The organism is Microbacterium sp. ARD31 (assembly GCF_031844425.1).
Window position 1 is genome coordinate 92,461 of sequence record NZ_JAUZVE010000009.1, and the last position, 14,575, is coordinate 107,035.

The 14,575-nt window shown below is 73.8% G+C and carries 18 protein-coding genes; 10 read left to right on the top strand and 8 right to left on the bottom strand.

The genetic code is table 11. The annotated features are described in order from the left end of the window. Nucleotides 1-13 precede the first annotated feature (13 nt). Together Q9S36_RS21870 and Q9S36_RS21875 are read left to right on the top strand one after the other, a co-directional pair. Nucleotides 14-1,438, top strand: coding sequence for an FAD-dependent oxidoreductase (locus Q9S36_RS21870; protein ID WP_311286965.1), 1,425 nt, complete (start codon nucleotides 14-16; stop codon nucleotides 1,436-1,438). Between the two features lie 40 nt (nucleotides 1,439-1,478). Beyond that, complete coding sequence (locus tag Q9S36_RS21875; RefSeq protein WP_311286966.1) at nucleotides 1,479-2,576, top strand: heparan-alpha-glucosaminide N-acetyltransferase domain-containing protein; 1,098 nt, start codon at nucleotides 1,479-1,481, stop codon at nucleotides 2,574-2,576. Here Q9S36_RS21875 and Q9S36_RS21880 read toward each other — a convergent pair. From Q9S36_RS21880 to Q9S36_RS21900, 5 genes are read right to left on the bottom strand one after another with little or no spacing between them, the layout of a single operon-like run. After that, nucleotides 2,561-3,346, bottom strand: a complete 786-nt coding sequence (locus Q9S36_RS21880; RefSeq protein ID WP_311286967.1) for a putative hydro-lyase — start codon at nucleotides 3,344-3,346, stop codon at nucleotides 2,561-2,563. The two genes, Q9S36_RS21875 and Q9S36_RS21880, sit on opposite strands and share 16 nt — an antisense overlap. A gap of 5 nt (nucleotides 3,347-3,351) precedes the next feature. Next, a complete protein-coding gene (locus Q9S36_RS21885) occupies nucleotides 3,352-4,221 on the bottom strand; it encodes a biotin-dependent carboxyltransferase family protein (RefSeq protein WP_311286968.1) in 870 nt (289 codons plus the stop codon). After that, on the bottom strand, nucleotides 4,218-4,829 hold the full coding sequence (locus Q9S36_RS21890; RefSeq protein ID WP_311286969.1) for an allophanate hydrolase subunit 1: 612 nt from the start codon (nucleotides 4,827-4,829) through the stop codon (nucleotides 4,218-4,220). Before Q9S36_RS21890 ends, Q9S36_RS21885 begins: the two co-directional genes overlap by 4 nt. Then, nucleotides 4,829-5,602, bottom strand: a complete 774-nt coding sequence (locus tag Q9S36_RS21895) for a 5-oxoprolinase subunit PxpA (RefSeq protein WP_311286970.1) — start codon at nucleotides 5,600-5,602, stop codon at nucleotides 4,829-4,831. Before Q9S36_RS21895 ends, Q9S36_RS21890 begins: the two co-directional genes overlap by 1 nt. A gap of 11 nt (nucleotides 5,603-5,613) precedes the next feature. Further along, a complete protein-coding gene (locus Q9S36_RS21900) occupies nucleotides 5,614-6,843 on the bottom strand; it encodes a divalent metal cation transporter (RefSeq protein ID WP_311286971.1) in 1,230 nt (409 codons plus the stop codon). Nucleotides 6,844-6,935: 92 nt separating this feature from the next. On the opposite strand from Q9S36_RS21900, the gene Q9S36_RS21905 reads away from it, so the two are divergent. Both Q9S36_RS21905 and Q9S36_RS21910 read left to right on the top strand, forming a co-directional pair. After that, a complete protein-coding gene (locus Q9S36_RS21905) occupies nucleotides 6,936-7,625 on the top strand; it encodes a GntR family transcriptional regulator (protein ID WP_311286972.1) in 690 nt (229 codons plus the stop codon). Between the two features lie 58 nt (nucleotides 7,626-7,683). Then, nucleotides 7,684-8,127 (top strand): SRPBCC family protein, encoded by a 444-nt coding sequence (locus tag Q9S36_RS21910; RefSeq protein ID WP_311286973.1) that lies wholly within the window; start codon nucleotides 7,684-7,686, stop codon nucleotides 8,125-8,127. Here the strand turns inward: Q9S36_RS21910 and Q9S36_RS21915 are convergent. Next, nucleotides 8,108-8,662: a D-alanyl-D-alanine carboxypeptidase family protein gene (locus Q9S36_RS21915; protein WP_311286974.1), complete on the bottom strand. Its 555-nt coding sequence runs from the start codon at nucleotides 8,660-8,662 to the stop codon at nucleotides 8,108-8,110. The two genes, Q9S36_RS21910 and Q9S36_RS21915, sit on opposite strands and share 20 nt — an antisense overlap. Nucleotides 8,663-8,749: 87 nt before the next feature. Here Q9S36_RS21915 and Q9S36_RS21920 point away from each other — a divergent pair, with 87 nt between their 5' ends. Genes Q9S36_RS21920 through ppk2 form a run of 6 tightly spaced genes read left to right on the top strand, consistent with a single transcriptional unit; the run spans nucleotide 8,750 to nucleotide 12,642 of the window. Beyond that, a complete protein-coding gene (locus Q9S36_RS21920; RefSeq protein ID WP_311286975.1) occupies nucleotides 8,750-9,427 on the top strand; it encodes a response regulator transcription factor in 678 nt (225 codons plus the stop codon). Beyond that, entirely contained in the window at nucleotides 9,420-10,523 is a 1,104-nt protein-coding gene (locus tag Q9S36_RS21925) for a HAMP domain-containing sensor histidine kinase (RefSeq protein WP_311286976.1), read from the top strand. The genes Q9S36_RS21920 and Q9S36_RS21925 overlap by 8 nt, the downstream gene beginning before the upstream one ends. Nucleotides 10,524-10,555: 32 nt before the next feature. Then, nucleotides 10,556-10,891 (top strand): metalloregulator ArsR/SmtB family transcription factor, encoded by a 336-nt coding sequence (locus Q9S36_RS21930; RefSeq protein ID WP_311286977.1) that lies wholly within the window; start codon nucleotides 10,556-10,558, stop codon nucleotides 10,889-10,891. Next, nucleotides 10,888-11,382: an SRPBCC domain-containing protein gene (locus Q9S36_RS21935; protein ID WP_311286978.1), complete on the top strand. Its 495-nt coding sequence runs from the start codon at nucleotides 10,888-10,890 to the stop codon at nucleotides 11,380-11,382. Before Q9S36_RS21930 ends, Q9S36_RS21935 begins: the two co-directional genes overlap by 4 nt. Beyond that, entirely contained in the window at nucleotides 11,379-11,795 is a 417-nt protein-coding gene (locus Q9S36_RS21940) for a DUF6069 family protein (RefSeq protein ID WP_311286979.1), read from the top strand. Before Q9S36_RS21935 ends, Q9S36_RS21940 begins: the two co-directional genes overlap by 4 nt. 34 nt (nucleotides 11,796-11,829) lie before the next feature. Continuing rightward, nucleotides 11,830-12,642, top strand: a complete 813-nt coding sequence (gene ppk2, locus Q9S36_RS21945) for a polyphosphate kinase 2 (protein WP_311286980.1) — start codon at nucleotides 11,830-11,832, stop codon at nucleotides 12,640-12,642. Between the two features lie 3 nt (nucleotides 12,643-12,645). Here ppk2 and Q9S36_RS21950 read toward each other — a convergent pair whose 3' ends face one another. Continuing rightward, nucleotides 12,646-13,677 carry an NADPH:quinone reductase gene (locus Q9S36_RS21950; protein ID WP_311286981.1) on the bottom strand — a complete coding sequence of 344 codons (1,032 nt, stop codon included), beginning with the start codon at nucleotides 13,675-13,677 and terminating at the stop codon, nucleotides 12,646-12,648. A 62-nt stretch (nucleotides 13,678-13,739) separates the two neighbouring features. Further along, entirely contained in the window at nucleotides 13,740-14,471 is a 732-nt protein-coding gene (locus Q9S36_RS21955; protein ID WP_311286982.1) for a M15 family metallopeptidase, read from the bottom strand. Between the last annotated feature and the right edge of the window lie 104 nt (nucleotides 14,472-14,575).

Consider the following 14,575-nt stretch of genomic DNA (forward strand, 5'->3'; position numbering starts at 1 on the left):
CACACTTCCCGACGTGCTCGCCCACCGCACCGCCTACGAGCGGCACGCGCCCGACCCCCGGCTGGTCGAGCGTGCGCTCGCGGGCAGCAGGCAGGCGGTCTTCTGGCTGGAGGACTCCGGAGCGGAGGCACGCCACCCCGAGCTGACGGCCTCCACGACCGCCGACCTGACCATCGTGGGCGGCGGCTACCTCGGGCTCTGGACCGCGGTGCACGCCAAGCGGCGCGACCCGGCGCTCCGGGTCACCCTCCTCGAGGCGCGCACCGTCGGGTGGGCGGCCTCGGGCCGCAACGGCGGGTTCTGCGAGGCGTCGCTCACCCACGGCGAGGAGAACGGCCGGGCCCGCTGGCCGGAGGAGCACGACGTCCTCGACCGGCTCGGCCGGGAGAACCTCGACGCCTTCGAGGACGACGTACGCACCCTCGGGCTGGCGTGCGAGTGGGAACGCACCGGCGCGCTCGGCGTCGCCGTCGAGGAGCACCAGGTCGAGGAGCTCCGGGGCGAGCCCCACTTCCTGGACGCAGCGGGCATCCGGGCCGAGGTCGACAGCCCGCTGTTCCTGGCCGGCGTCCTCGAGCCCGACCAGAACGCGCTGGTCCACCCCGCCCGGCTCGCGCACGAGCTCGCCCGGGTCGCAGCGGAGCTCGGCGTCGAGCTGCACGAGCACTCGGCCGTCACCGAGCTGCGGCGTACGTCCTCGGGCGCTGGCCTGTCGAAGATCGAGGTGCACACGGACCGGGCCGTGGTGACGTCCGACCAGGTGGTGCTCGCGACCAACGTCTTCCCGTCGCTGCTGCGCCGCAACCGGCTGATGACCGTCCCGGTCTACGACTACGTGCTGATGACCGAGCCGCTGACCGACGAGCAGCTCGCCTCGGTCGGCTGGGCGGGCCGGCAGGGACTCGGCGACCTCGCCAACCAGTTCCACTACTCCCGGCTGACGGCGGACAACCGGATCCTGTGGGGCGGGTACGACGCGATCTACCCGACGGGCGGGCAGGTGCGCGCCCGGCACGAGGACCGCCCCGCGAGCCACGCACGCCTCGCGTCGCACTTCCTCGCCACCTTCCCCCAGCTGGAGGACGTGCGGTTCAGCCACCGCTGGGCCGGCGCGATCGACACGTGCACCCAGTTCACCGCGTTCTACGGGCTCAGCCACGGCGGCCGGGTCGCGCACGCCGCGGGTTTCACCGGGCTGGGCGTGGGCGCGACCCGCTTCGCCGCCCAGGTGCTGCTCGACCTGCTGGCCGGCGAGCCCACCGAGCGCACCGAGCTCCGCATGGTGCGGGAGCGCCCGCTGCCGTTCCCGCCCGAGCCGCTCGCCTCGATCGGGATCAACCTCACCCGCTGGTCACTCGACCGGGCCGACCACCGGCAGGGCCGGCGCAACCTCTTCCTCCGGACCCTCGACCGCGCCGGCCTCGGCTTCGACTCCTGAGCGGCGACCGGCTCCCGCACGCTCGACCTAGTCTGGGGCGATGGGACCAGCGGCCGACCGGCTCGTCGGGCTCGACGTCGCCCGCTGCCTGGCGCTCCTTGGCATGGTCGCCACGCACCTGTTCGACGAGCGCACGGCCTCGGGCGACCTCACCACGGTCCAGTGGGTCGCCGGCGGGCGCTCCTCGGCGCTGTTCGCCGTGCTCGCGGGTGCCAGCCTCGCACTGATGACCCGGCACCAGCGCCGCGGTCGTGACCTCCTCGCCATGGCCGCCCGGGCCGCGCTGATCGCGGTGGCGGGACTGGCGCTCGGCGGCGTGGGCAGCGGCCTGGCCGTCATCCTCACCTACTACGGCGTGCTGTTCCTGATGGGCCTCCCGTTCGTCCGCCTCGGCGCCCCGTCCCTGGCGCTGCTGTGCGCCGCGTGGGTGCTCGTGGGCCCGGTCGTCTCGCACCTGGTCCGTCCCCACCTGCCTCCGCGCGGCTTCGACAGCCCGACGTTCGCGCAGCTGGCCGACCCGGGCCGGCTCGCCAGCGAGCTGTTCTTCACCGGCTACTACCCCGTCGTCCCGTGGCTGGCGTACCTGCTCGCCGGGCTCGCCCTGGGCAGGCTCGACCTCCGCAACCCCCACGTGGCGGGACCTGTCGCGCTGGCGGGCGCGGGGCTCGCCGCGCTCAGCACGGCGGTGTCGCGGGCGCTCGCCGACCCCGCGCGTGCCGAGGACGGCGCGACCGGGATGTTCGGCAACCCGCCGGCGGACGGCGACTGGTCGTGGCTGCTCCTCGTCGCTCCTCACAGCTCCACGCCGTTCGACCTCGTCCAGACCATCGGGAGCGCGATGCTGGTCATCGGCAGCTGCCTGCTGGTCGAGCACCTGCTGCCACGACCGGGGGTGGTCGCCCTTGCCATCTGCTTCGGCGCCGGCGCGATGACCCTCACCCTCTACTCGCTGCACGTCCTGCTGCACACCCCGGACGTGTGGCCGCGGGAGGACCCGGGGACCTACGTCCTCCACGCCGGGATCCTGCTCGCGATCGGAGCCGGCTACGCCGCGGCCGGCCGTCGTGGCCCGCTCGAGCGCCTCGTCGGCCTGCCCCTGCAGCTCGCGCGCCGGGACGGGCGTCAGGGCACCAGGTAGTCGCTGTCGCGCGCGTCGGTGATCGCCATGTGGCCGGGTGCGTGGCCGATCGCGAACGCCGGCCGCGACTGCATCACCGCCGCCTGCGGAGTCACCCCGCAGGCCCAGAACACCGGCACCTCGCCAGGCCGGACCTCCACGGGCTCGCCGAAGTCGGGCTCGTCGAGGTCGGCGATGCCGAGCGCCCGCGGGTCGCCGACGTGGACGGGCGCGCCGTGCACCGACGGGTAGCGCGAGGTGACGCGCACCGCGGTCGCGACCTGGCTTGCCGGGACCGGACGCATCGAGACGACGAGCGGCCCGGAGATCGAGCCGGCGGGGCGGCACTCGACCGACGTGCGGTACATCGGCACGTTGCTGCCTGCCTCGACGTGCCGCACGGGCACGCCCGCGTCCACCAGGGCCGCCTCGAAAGTGAAGCTGCACCCCACCAGAAAGGCGACCAGGTCGTCGCGCCACAGGTGGCTGACGTCGTCGACCTCCCCGACGAGCTCGCCGTTCTCGTAGACGGTGTAGCCCGGCAGGTCGGTGCGCAGGTCGCCCGAGAACAGCGGGCTGCTCGTGGCGCCCGGCTCGGTCACGTCGAGCACCGGGCACGGCTTGGGGTTGCGCTGGGCGAACAGCAGCACGTCGTACGCCACGTCGCGGGGCACCGCGATGAGGTTCGCCTGCGTCCAGCCGGCGGACCAGCCGGCGGTCGGCACGCGCAGCCCGGAGCGGAAGCGCGCCCGCGCCTCGGCGGGCGAGAGCGTGGACGGGTCGTCGGTCATCGTGGTCACCTCGTGCTGCCGCGGAATCGGATGTGCTGCCCGGGCCGGGCCTGTGCGGCCAGCCCGAGGTCGGCGCGGACCACGACGGCGATGACGGGGTAGCCCCCGGTCACCGGGTGGTCGGCCAGGAACAGGGTCGGCTGCCCTGAGGGCGGGACCTGGAGCGCACCCGCCACCATGCCCTCGCTCGGCAGCTCGTCGTCGCGCGCCCGCTCGAGCGCCGCGCCGTCCAGACGCATGCCGACGCGGTTGCTCTCGGCGGTGACCTCGTAGGGCGACCCGAGGAGGGCGTCGTACGCCGCCTCGGTGAACCAGTCGTCGCGGGGACCGCGGGCTACGCGCAGCCACACGTCGCCACTGTCGGGCACGCGCACGGGCGCGTGGTCGACGCCGGGCAGCGGCCCGGTGGCACGACCCACCCGCAGCTGCCGGCCCGGCTCCAGCGGCGGCGGCCCCACCCCCGACAGCGTGTCGGTCGACCGCGAGCCGAGCACCGGGGTCACGTCGACGCCGCCGCGGACCGCGAGGTAGCTGCGCAGGCCGGACGTCGGGGCCCCGAGCCGCAGGGTGGCGCCGTCGGGCACCCAGACGACGGCGTACGGCGCGACCTGGCGCCCGTCGACGTCCATCGGGCACGGCGCACCGGCCAGCGCGACGGTGAGGCCGCCGTGGGCGCGCACCTCGAGCCCACCGAAGGTCACCTCGACGCAGCTGGTGCCGGGTGCGTTGCCGACGAGCCGGTTCGCCAGCGCCATCGAGTCGGTGTCGGCCGCGCCGGAGCGGCCGACACCGAGGGCGGCCAGCCCGGGGCGGCCGAGGTCCTGGACCGTGGCCAGCGGGCCGGTCGCCACGACCTCCAGCGCGCGCGCCGTCACGTCGCCTCCACGAAGCGGACCCGCACCCCGGGGAGCAGCAGCGCCGGCGGGTCCCGGTCGAGGTCCCACGTGCGCAGGGTGGTGTGGCCCAGCAGCTGCCAGCCGCCCGGCGACTCCCGGGGGTAGACCCCCGCGAACTCGCCCGCCAGGCCGACGGCGCCGGCTGGCACCCGCGTGCGGGGGGTGCTGCGACGCGGCACGTGGAGCCGCTCGTCGGTGCCCACGAGGTAGCCGAAGCCGGGCGCGAAGCCGCCGAAGGCCACCGTCCACTCCTGGCCGGTGTGGGCCTCGACCACCCCTCGCTCGCCGAGGCCGGTCAGCTCGCCGACCTCCTGCAGGTCGGCGCCGTCGTAGACGACGGGGATCTCGACCTGCCCGACGTCGGGCCGGGCACCACGCGTGGGCCGGGCCCCGCGCACCGCTCGCTCGATCTCGGCCGGGTCGGCACCGGCCGGGTCGAGGCGCAGCAGCAGCGTGCGCGCCGCGGGGACGAGGTCGACGACACCGGCGGGCGGCTCGTCGACCAGCTCGGCGTAGAGCGCGAGGACCTCGTCGAGGTCGTCGAGCTCGACGAGCAGCCCGGAGTCGGCGCAGGGAAGGACCCGCATCAGGTCGCGCCGCCCGCGAAGGGGGCGACCCGCACGCCCGCGTCGTGCAGCGCGTCGCGCACGCGGACCGCCATCGCGACCGCCCCCGGGCTGTCGCCGTGGACGCACAGCGAGGACGGGCGTACGGCGACGACCGTGCCGTCGACCGCCTCGACCTCGCCCCGCGTCGCCATCGCGACGCACCGGGCCGCGACCTCGTCGGCGTCATGGAGCACCGCGCCCTCCTCGCGTCGGGACACGAGGGTGCCCTCGGGCGTGTAGGCGCGGTCGGCGAACGCCTCGGCGACCGTGGGCAGGCCGGCCTCGGCAGCCAGGGTGAGGAAGACCGACCCCGGGAGCCCGAGGACGGGCAGCGCGGGGTCGTAGCGGTGGACGGCCTCCACTACCGCGGCCGCCTGCGCCTCGTGGTGCACGATCGCGTTGTAGAGCGCGCCGTGGGGCTTGACGTAGCGGACCCGGTCGCCGGCGACGCGCGTGAAGGCCTCGAGGGCACCGATCTGGTAGAGCACGTCGTTGGTGAGCTCCTCCGGCTCGACGTCGATGAAGCGACGGCCGAAGCCGGCGAGGTCGCGGTAGCCGACCTGGGCCCCGACGGCCACCCCGCGCTCAGCCGCCACCGCGCAGACGCGGCGCAGCGCGGTCGGGTCTCCGGCGTGGAAGCCGCACGCCACGTTGGCGCTCGACACCACCTCCAGCAGGGCCTCGTCGTCGCCGAGGGTCCAGCGCCCGAAGCCCTCGCCGAGGTCGGCGTTGAGGTCGACCGTGGTCGTCATCGTCGCCTCCCTCAGGCCCACAGGTCGGCGATGCCGCCCAGGGAGCTCCAGCCGAGGTAGACCGTCAGCACCCACACCGCGATGCCGACGGCGAGCAGCCAACGGGGGTAGCGGTAGCCGTCGAGCAGGTCGTGGGTGCGGCGGGCGGCGACCCAGAGGATCACGGCGAGCCCGACCGGGAGGATGAGGCCGTTGAGCGCGCCCGCGAGGACCAGCAGCGTGACCGGCGCCTTGCCGAGGACCAGGAACAGGCCCGCGCAGACCACGATGAACGCGACGACGCCGTGGTTGCGGCGGCGCTGGTCGCCCTTGAGCAGCCCGCTCAGGAACGACACCGAGGTGTAGGACGCACCGATGACCGAGGTGATGCTCGCGGCCCAGAGGATGACGCCGAAGACCCGGACGCCCGCGTCGCCGAGCGCGTGCTGGAAGGCCGAGGCCGGCGGGTTGTCGGCGGCCAGGACGGCGCCGCCGGAGACCACGCCGAGCACCGCGAGGAACAGCAGCGCCCGCATGACGCCGGTGACCAGGATGCCGGTCACGCTGCCGCGGCTGATCTGCGCGACCTGGTCGGCGCCGGTGATGCCGGAGTCGACGAGGCGGTGGGCACCGGCGTAGGTGATGTAGCCGCCGACGGTGCCGCCGATCAGCGTGGTGATGATGAGGAAGTCGACCTCGTCGGGCAGCACGCTCTGCTTCAGCGCCTGGCCGACCGGCGGGTCGGAGACGAAGGCGGTGTAGAGAACCATCGCGATCATCACGACCCCGAGCACGACGACGATGCGGTCCATCGCCACGCCTGCGCGGCGGCTCAGGAAGACACCGATGGCGATGACCGCCGAGATCGCACCGCCGAGCTTGACGTCCATCCCGAACATCGCGTTCATCCCGAGCGCGGTGCCGCCGATGTTGCCGATGTTGAACACCAGCCCGCCGAGGACGACCAGGGCGGCGAGGACGTAGCCCGCCCCCGGCGCGACCTTGTTGGCGAGGTCCTGCGCGTGCATGCCGGCGATGCCGATCACCCGCCACACGTTCAGCTGCACGGCGATGTCGACCAGGATCGAGACCAGGATCGCGAAGGCGAACGCCGCGCCCAGCTGGTCGGTGAAGACGGTGGTCTGGGTGATGAAGCCCGGTCCGATCGCGCTGGTCGCCATCAGGAACATGGCCCCGACCAGGGCACCTCTCCTCGCCCGGGCGGCCGTGCCTGACGTCTGCTCGTCTACCTGCTGGTCCATCGGTCTTCCTGTCCGTGTGGTGAGCCCCGTCACACCACGGTGCAGGATTGTTGAACAATCTGTCAATCCCCTCGTCCCCCTAGACTGGTGCCGTGGTGTCGGGTGCCTGGGTGCAGGAGCTGTCCGCGGAGCGGGCCGCACTGGGTCGTGCGAGCACGGCGGGCCGGGTGGCCGAGATCCTCCGCGCGCACGTCACCGAGGGCCGGCTCCCGCCCGGGACCCGGCTCTCCGAGGAGGACATCGGCGCCGCGCTGGGCGTCTCGCGCAACACCCTCCGCGAGGCCTTCCGGCTCCTCGCGCACGAGCGGCTGCTCGTCCACGAGTTCAACCGCGGCGTCTTCGTCCGGCGGCTCACCGTCGCCGACGTCCACGACCTCTACCGCTTCCGCCGGCTCGTCGAGGCGGGCGCCCTGCGGGCCTGCCCGGCCGGCGCCCCGCTCGACGACGTACGCCGTGCGGTGGAGGAGGGCGAGGCGGCCGCGGCGGAGGGACGCTGGGTCGACGTCGGCACCGCCAACATGCGCTTCCACCAGTCCCTCGCCGCACTCTCCGGCAGCCCACGGGTCGAGGAGGCGATGCGCCACGTGCTCGCCGAGCTGCGGCTGGTCTTCCACGTGATGGCAGCGCCGCAGACCTTCCACGAGCCCTACCTCGCCGACAACCGCCGGATCCTCGACCTCCTCGAGTCGGGCGAGCCCGACGCCGCCGCGACCGCCCTGGAGCGCTACCTCACCGCGGCCGAGGAGCAGCTCACCGCCGCCTACGCCGCCGCGTCCGGCTGAGGACCGCCACCCCTTCGGGCGAGCTGCGGGCGCGAGCCACGTGCCTACTGTCGAGGACATGACGACAGTGAGCCGCACCTTCGACGTCCGCCCCGCCCCCGACCTGGTGATCGCCTACCTCAAGGACTTCGGCAACGCCGAGGACTGGGACCCCGGCACCGAGTCCTGCACCCGCCTCGACTCCGGCCCCGTCCAGGTCGGCTCGCGGTGGCACAACACCTCCAAGATCGCCGGGGTGAGCACCGAGCTCGAGTACACCCTCGAGCAGCTCACCGACGACACGATCGTCCTGGTGGGGCGCAACGACACCGCCACCTCGACCGACACCATCACCGTCGTGCCGAGCCCCGACGGCCCGGGCAGCCGGATCACCTACGAGGCGGTGATCGAGCTGTCCGGCGCGGCGAAGGTCGCCGACCCGATCATGAAGATCGTCTTCGAGAAGATCGGCAGCGACACCGAGGACGACATGACCACCGTCCTCAACCGCCTGCAGGGCTGAGCCGGCCGGATCGCGTGCCCCGTCCCTGCAGCCGCGGGTCGTCCGTCGGGTCGGCGTAGGTGGGTGGGCAGCCGCGGTCCGGCGCGGCGGGGTCGAGCTCGAAGTGCCAGGGCTCGTTGTCGTACACCCGGCACAGGCCGTGGTCGGCGCCGTGCTCGGCCAACCAGTCGGCGGCCCGCTGCGGCCCCACGTCCACGGCCAGGCCGGCTTCGTGGGCGGACGTGCCCGGGCGCGCGACCCACGCGGCGGCGGCCGCCTCCGAGCCGTGCTCGGCGACCGCCGCCTCGAACAGCTGTGCCTGCTGGGCCCGCGACCGCCAGCCGCTGTTCACGACGATGTCGACCCCGTCGACCTCCGCCGCGGCCGTCGCGGCCCGCAGCGCCTCGCGCAGCCGGACGTCGAGGCGCGCGATGCCGGGCTCGACCGACGACGACCGGCCCATGCGGTCCAGGGCGAGGACGGACGGCTCCTGGGTCGCGGCACAGCCGAAGGCGAGGAGGGCGAGGGCGAGAGCGGCAAGGCGTGCAGGGGACATGCGTCCAGTGAAGGAACCGCGGCGTTGCCGGAGCGTATGCGTTTTCCGATACGCCGACGACACACCGCGCTCCCTACCATCGAGGGCATGCGCGTGCTGATCGTCGAGGACGAGCCCCTGATGGCGGGTGCGATCCGCGACGGGCTGCGGCTCGAGGCGATCGCGGCCGACGTGGCCGGCGACGGCGACACCGCGCTCGAGCTCCTCGGCACCAACTCCTACGACATCGCCGTCCTGGACCGCGACGTCCCCGGGCCGTCCGGCGACGACGTGGCCGCGCACATCGTCGCGTCGGGCTCGGGCCTGCCGATCCTCATGCTCACCGCGGCCGATCGCCTCGACGACAAGGCGTCGGGCTTCGAGCTCGGCGCCGACGACTACCTCACGAAGCCGTTCGAGCTCCAGGAGCTGGTGCTCCGGCTGCGCGCGCTCGACCGGCGGCGCGGGCACCACCGACCCCCGGTCCGTGAGCTGGCCGGCCTGCGGGTCGACCCGTTCCGGCGCGAGGTGCACCGCGACGGCCGCTACGTCGCCCTCACCCGCAAGCAGTTCGCCGTGCTGGAGGTCCTCGTCGCCGCCGAGGGCGGCGTGGTCAGCGCCGAGGACCTGCTGGAGCGGGCGTGGGACGAGCACGCGGACCCGTTCACCAACGCCGTACGCATCACGGTGTCGGCACTGCGCAAGCGGCTCGGCGAGCCGTGGGTGATCGCGACCGTGCCGGGCGTCGGCTACCGCATCGACGTCGATGCCGAGCCCCGTGGCTAGGGAGCCCGGCCCCAGCGTCCGGCTGCGGCTGACGCTCAGCTACGCCGGGTTCCTCCTCGTGGCGGGCGCGGGGCTGCTGGCCGTCGTCTGGGTCTTCCTGCTCCGCTACGTGCCCGACGAGGCCGGGTCCACGAGCGGGCTCGCCTCGCCCGACGGGTTCGGCACCAGGTTCATGCCCGGCCGCTCGGACCTGTGGGCCGCCTTCGCCCCCAAGGCCGCGCTGATGATGGCCCTGCTCCTCGTGGTCGGGCTCGCGGGCGGCTGGGTGCTGGCGGGCCGGATGCTCGCCCCGCTCGAGCGGATCACCGCCGCGACCCGCGCCGCCGGCGACGGTGCGCTCGACCACCGCATCCGGCTGCCCGGTCGCAGCGACGAGTTCCGCGAGCTCGCCGACGCGTTCGACGGCATGCTCGAGCGCCTGGAGGGCCACGTCGCGGAGCAGCAGCGGTTCGCGGCCAACGCGTCCCACGAGCTGCGTACGCCGCTCGCCATCACCCGCACACTGCTCGACGTGGCGGCACGGGACCCGCACCCGGACGTTGACCTGCTCGTCGCGAGGCTGCGGACCGTCAACGCGCGGGCCATCGACCTCACCGAGGCCCTACTGCTGCTGAGCCGCGCGGACCAGCGCTCCTTCGAGCACGAGCCGGTTGACCTGTCGCTCCTCGCCGAGGAGGCGGCCGAGGTCCTGCTGCCCCTCGCCGAGCAGCGCGACGTCGTGGTGACGACGGCGGGCGACCCTGCCGTGGCGTCGGGCTCACGCGCGCTGCTGCTGCAGCTGACGACGAACCTGTTGCACAACGCGATCGTGCACAACCACGGGGGTGGCCGCGCGTGGGTCACCGCCCGCACCAGCGCCGCGAGCGCCACCCTCAGGGTCGAGAACACCGGCGCGCCGCTCGACCCTGCGCTCGTCGCCACCCTGGCCGAGCCGTTCCGGCGCGGCTCCCAACGCCTCCACGACGACCACGGCGGGGTCGGCCTCGGGCTGGCGATCGTGCAGCGGATCACCGCCGCCCACGACGGGACGCTCGCCCTCGCCCCGCGCCCGGGCGGCGGGCTGGTCGCGACGGTGGTCCTGCCAAGCAGACATTGACCCGATCGGTTCAGTGTGCAATGGTGAACCACATGGTTCAGCAACACGTCCTCGACCGGGCCTTCTCCGCCCTCGCCGACCCCACCCGTCGCGCGATGCTCGAGACCCTCGGCCGCGGTCCGGCCACGGTCTCCGAGCTCGCCGAGCCCCTCGGCATCTCGCTCACCGGGGTCAAGAAGCACCTCCACGTGCTCGAGGAGGCGGGGCTGGTGACCACCGAGAAGGTGGGCCGTTCGCGCCACTGCCGCCTCGGCACCGAGCGACTGGACGACGCCATGGCCTGGATCTCCTTCTACCAGGGCCTGTGGGAGCGCCGCCTCGACGGCCTCGACGCCTACTTCACCCTCCAGAAAGGCCAGGACCGATGACCACCGACGACACCACCGACCACACCACCGACGACACCACCGGGCAGCTCGACCTGCGCACGTCGCGCCGCCTCCCCGCGACCCCGGAGGAGGTCTTCGACGCCTACACCGACGCCGAGAAGCAGAAGGTGTGGTTCTCGATCCTCGACGAGGAGCCGGGGATCGTCGAGATCGAGGTCGACCTCCGCGTCGGCGGCCAGCAGGTCGCCGTCTGGGGACCCGGCCCGGACCTGTTGTTCCGGGAGACCCAGACGTTCGTCGAGATCGACCGACCCCACCGCCTCGTCACCGACTCCGTCGGCCGGTCCCCCGACGGGGCCGAGATGGCCACCCGGATCACCGTCACCTTCGAGGCCGACGGCGACGGCACCCTGATGTCGGTGCACCAGGTCGGCTTCCCCGTGCCCGAGGTGCGCGACTTCTTCGTCGCCGAGGTGTGGAACGGCGCGCTCGACCGCATCGAGGCCTACCTGGTGCGGGCGGCGTCGTGAGCGCCGTCGCCGCCGCTGTGCAGGACCGGCCACGGGCGCGCGTCCGCACGGTCGTCGGTGCCGTGGTCGCAGCCGTGCTGGTCAACCTCGTGGTGTACGCCGTCGGGCGACTCGCCGGCGGCGACTTCACCTTCACCCGGGACGACGGCCGCGCCACCGTCGACGCGGCCACCGTGGCGGGCTTCACCGCCGTCCCGCTGGGGGCCGGTCTCACCCTCGTCGGGCTGCTCGCGCACCGGCTGCGGTGGGTGCCCCGGGTCGCCGCCGTGGTGGCGCCGCTGCTCGCCGTCGCGACGATCCTGGTGATGACCGTCCCGGTCGACCTCGACGCGGTGAGCACCGCGACGCTCGCGACGTGCCACCTCACCCTCGTCCCGGTCAGCCTGCTCGCGATCCGCCGCCTCCGCCGGTAGCCGTACCCTCGGGGACAGCACCCCGGGAGGCGGCATGGTCGACGGCACCGACGACGAGCGCTACACCGCGAAGGGCCGGCTGCGCAGGTCGGTCTACGAGGCGGAGATGAAGCGGCTGCAGGAGCAGCTCGTGCTGCTCCAGTACTGGATCCAGTCGCAGGGCCTCAAGGTCGTCGTGCTCTTCGAGGGCCGCGGCTCCGCCGGCAAGGGCGGGGTGATCAAGCGGATCACCGAGCGCACCAGCCCGCGCACCGTCCGGATCGCCGCACTGCCGAAGCCGACCGACCGGGAGACGACACAGTGGTACTTCCAGCGCTACGTCGAGCACCTGCCCGCCGCCGGGGAGATGGTCCTGTTCGACCGCTCCTGGTACAACCGCTCGAACGTCGAGTGGGTGATGGGCTTCTGCACCGAGGACGAGCACCAGGAGTTCCTGCGCAGCTGCCCGGAGCTCGAGCGGATGCTCGTCCGCTCGGGGATCGTGGTGCTCAAGTACTGGTTCTCCGTCAGCGCCGAGGAGCAGCAGCGGCGCTTCGAGGCCCGCAACAACGAGCCCCTCAAGCGCTGGAAGCTCTCCGACATGGACCTCGCCGAGCGCGAGCTCTACGTCCGCTACTCGATGGCCAAGGACACGACCTTCCAGTACACCGACATCAAGCAGGCTCCGTGGTGGGTCGTGCCGTCCGACGACAAGCTCGCGTCGCGGCTGAACTGCATCAGCCACCTGCTGGCGCAGTTCGACTACGAGGACGTCGCCCCGCCGCGGGTCACGCTGCCCGAGGTGCGCGACATCCCGTACGTCCGCCCGCCCCTGCACGAGCAGACATTCGTGCCCCAGCTGTTCTGAGGCTCACTCTGCCCGGACGTCACCGACGTCGAGCAGCACCTTGCCGACCGCGCCGCCCTCCACCGCGGCGTGCGCCTGCGCCGCCTCCGCGAGCGGGTAGTGGTGGAGCGGCAGGCCGTGCTCCTCGCCCACCCCGAGCGCGCCGTCCGCGACGGCGGCGGTGATGTCCTCGGCCGCGGCGCGCAGTGCCTCCTGCCCGACGGTGTAGAGGAGCACCCACTGGAAGCGGGCGTTGGTGGAGAAGGTCTCGCGGACGCTGAGGGTGACCTCGTCACCGCCGTTGTTGGCGTAGATCGCGATGGTGCCGCGCGGACGGATCAGCCGCACGTCGGACCGCAGGTTCTGCGCCGGCGCCACCTCGACGACGAGGTCGAGGCCGTCCTTGGCGACCTCGCGGACGGCCGCCACGACGTCGGCCTCGCGGTAGTCCACCGTGTGGTGCGCGCCTGCCGCAGCCGCCAGCGCGGCCTTCTCGGGACTGCTGACCGTGCTGATGACCGTGGCGCCGGCCCACCGGGCCAGCTGGATGGCCGCGTTGCCGACCGCGCCGGCACCGCCCGACACGAGCACGGTCATGCCGTCCAGCGCGCCGGGCGCGAGCCGGTCGGGTCCGTCCTCCGAGGTGGTCAGCGCTCGGTGCGCGGTGACCGCCGGGACGCCGAGCGAGGCGCCCAGGTCGTACGACGCCGCGTCGGGCAGGACCGTCACGTTGGCCGTCGGCAGCACGACGTGCTCCTGGGCGGTGCCGCCGGGACGGGTGTGCTGGGCGAGCATCGTCCAGACCCGGTCGCCGACCGCGAGGTCCGTCACGCCGGGGCCGACCGCGGCGACGATGCCCGCGCCGTCCTGGCCCGGCACGATCTCGGGGAAGGCCAGCTCGCCCATGCCGCCGGCGCGGAACTTCCAGTCCGTCGGGTTCACGCCGGCGCGGACGACCCGGATCCGGACCTCGCCCCGCCCCGGCTCCGGCACCGGACGCTCGACCACCTCCAGCACGGAGGAGTCGCCGCTCTCGGTGTAGACCACAGCACGCATGGGTTGCCCTTCGTCGGTGGGGTGATGTGCCCCCAACGCCTACCACCGGCGATCCATGCCCGCTACCGGTAGGTCCCGCCCGCCACGCCGAAGTGCTCCTCCAGGGTCGTCGTGCCCGACCGGCGGAGCTCGGCGGCCAGCTCGACGCCGACGTAGCGCAGGTGCCAGGGCTCAGGACGGTAGCCGGTGACGTCCTCGTCGCCCGCGCGGTAGCGGACCACGAAGCCGTGGCGCCACGCGTGCCGGGCGAGCCAGCGGCCGCCCGGGGTGCGGGCGAAGCACGGGTCGAAGCTGCAGCGCGGGTCGGCAGGAGTGACCAGGTCGACGGCCAGGCCCGTCTGGTGCTCGCTGTGCCCGGGGCGCGCCGAGACGAGGTCCGCCTGCACCCGCCCTCGCGCGGCGACGGTCGCGTCGTGGACCTGCCGCTGGTAGTCGTAGGACCGGAAGGCGCTCGCGATCTTGAAGCCGAGCCCGGCCCGGTCGCTGGCGTCGAGCAGGCGCGTCAGCGGGGCGGCCGCCACCGTCGCGACCTGGTAGCCGCGCACGATCGCGACGTCGGGACGGAAGTCCAGCGGGGTGATGGGGTGCGTCTTGTTGACAACCACCCACGGGCTGGTCGGATCGGTGGTCGAGTGCCTCGGCGGCACCGGCTGCGTCGCCGCCTCCGCGGACGGTGCGACCACCGGTGCCGGCACCCGCTCCGGAGGCGCACCGGCGCGCCGGGCGTCCTCGGAGTGACCCGGCAGGAGCAGCAGGCCCAGGCCGATCACTGCCGAGACGGCGACGACGGGCACTGCTGCGAAGATCCTCACGTCGACCTGACCGGCACGAGCACCCGTGGGGTTGCCCGCGATCCCGAGCAACCTCGCAGGCGCTCGCCCCGGTCAGCAGGGTGTGG

Bases quoted from the DNA above. Each gene is read 5' to 3' on its own strand.
- Q9S36_RS21880 (WP_311286967.1), bottom strand. From the start codon at position 3,346: ATGACCGACGACCCGTCCACGCTCTCGCCCGCCGAGGCGCGGGCGCGC.
- Q9S36_RS21920 (WP_311286975.1), top strand. From the start codon at position 8,750: ATGCGCGTGCTGATCGTCGAGGACGAGCCCCTGATGGCGGGTGCGATC.
- Q9S36_RS21890 (WP_311286969.1), bottom strand. From the start codon at position 4,829: ATGCGGGTCCTTCCCTGCGCCGACTCCGGGCTGCTCGTCGAGCTCGAC.
- Q9S36_RS21875 (WP_311286966.1), top strand. From the start codon at position 1,479: ATGGGACCAGCGGCCGACCGGCTCGTCGGGCTCGACGTCGCCCGCTGC.
- Q9S36_RS21915 (WP_311286974.1), bottom strand. From the start codon at position 8,662: ATGTCCCCTGCACGCCTTGCCGCTCTCGCCCTCGCCCTCCTCGCCTTC.
- Q9S36_RS21950 (WP_311286981.1), bottom strand. From the start codon at position 13,677: ATGCGTGCTGTGGTCTACACCGAGAGCGGCGACTCCTCCGTGCTGGAG.
- Q9S36_RS21910 (WP_311286973.1), top strand. From the start codon at position 7,684: ATGACGACAGTGAGCCGCACCTTCGACGTCCGCCCCGCCCCCGACCTG.
- Q9S36_RS21930 (WP_311286977.1), top strand. From the start codon at position 10,556: ATGGTTCAGCAACACGTCCTCGACCGGGCCTTCTCCGCCCTCGCCGAC.
- Q9S36_RS21895 (WP_311286970.1), bottom strand. From the start codon at position 5,602: ATGACGACCACGGTCGACCTCAACGCCGACCTCGGCGAGGGCTTCGGG.
- ppk2 (WP_311286980.1), top strand. From the start codon at position 11,830: ATGGTCGACGGCACCGACGACGAGCGCTACACCGCGAAGGGCCGGCTG.
- Q9S36_RS21900 (WP_311286971.1), bottom strand. From the start codon at position 6,843: ATGGACCAGCAGGTAGACGAGCAGACGTCAGGCACGGCCGCCCGGGCG.
- Q9S36_RS21935 (WP_311286978.1), top strand. From the start codon at position 10,888: ATGACCACCGACGACACCACCGACCACACCACCGACGACACCACCGGG.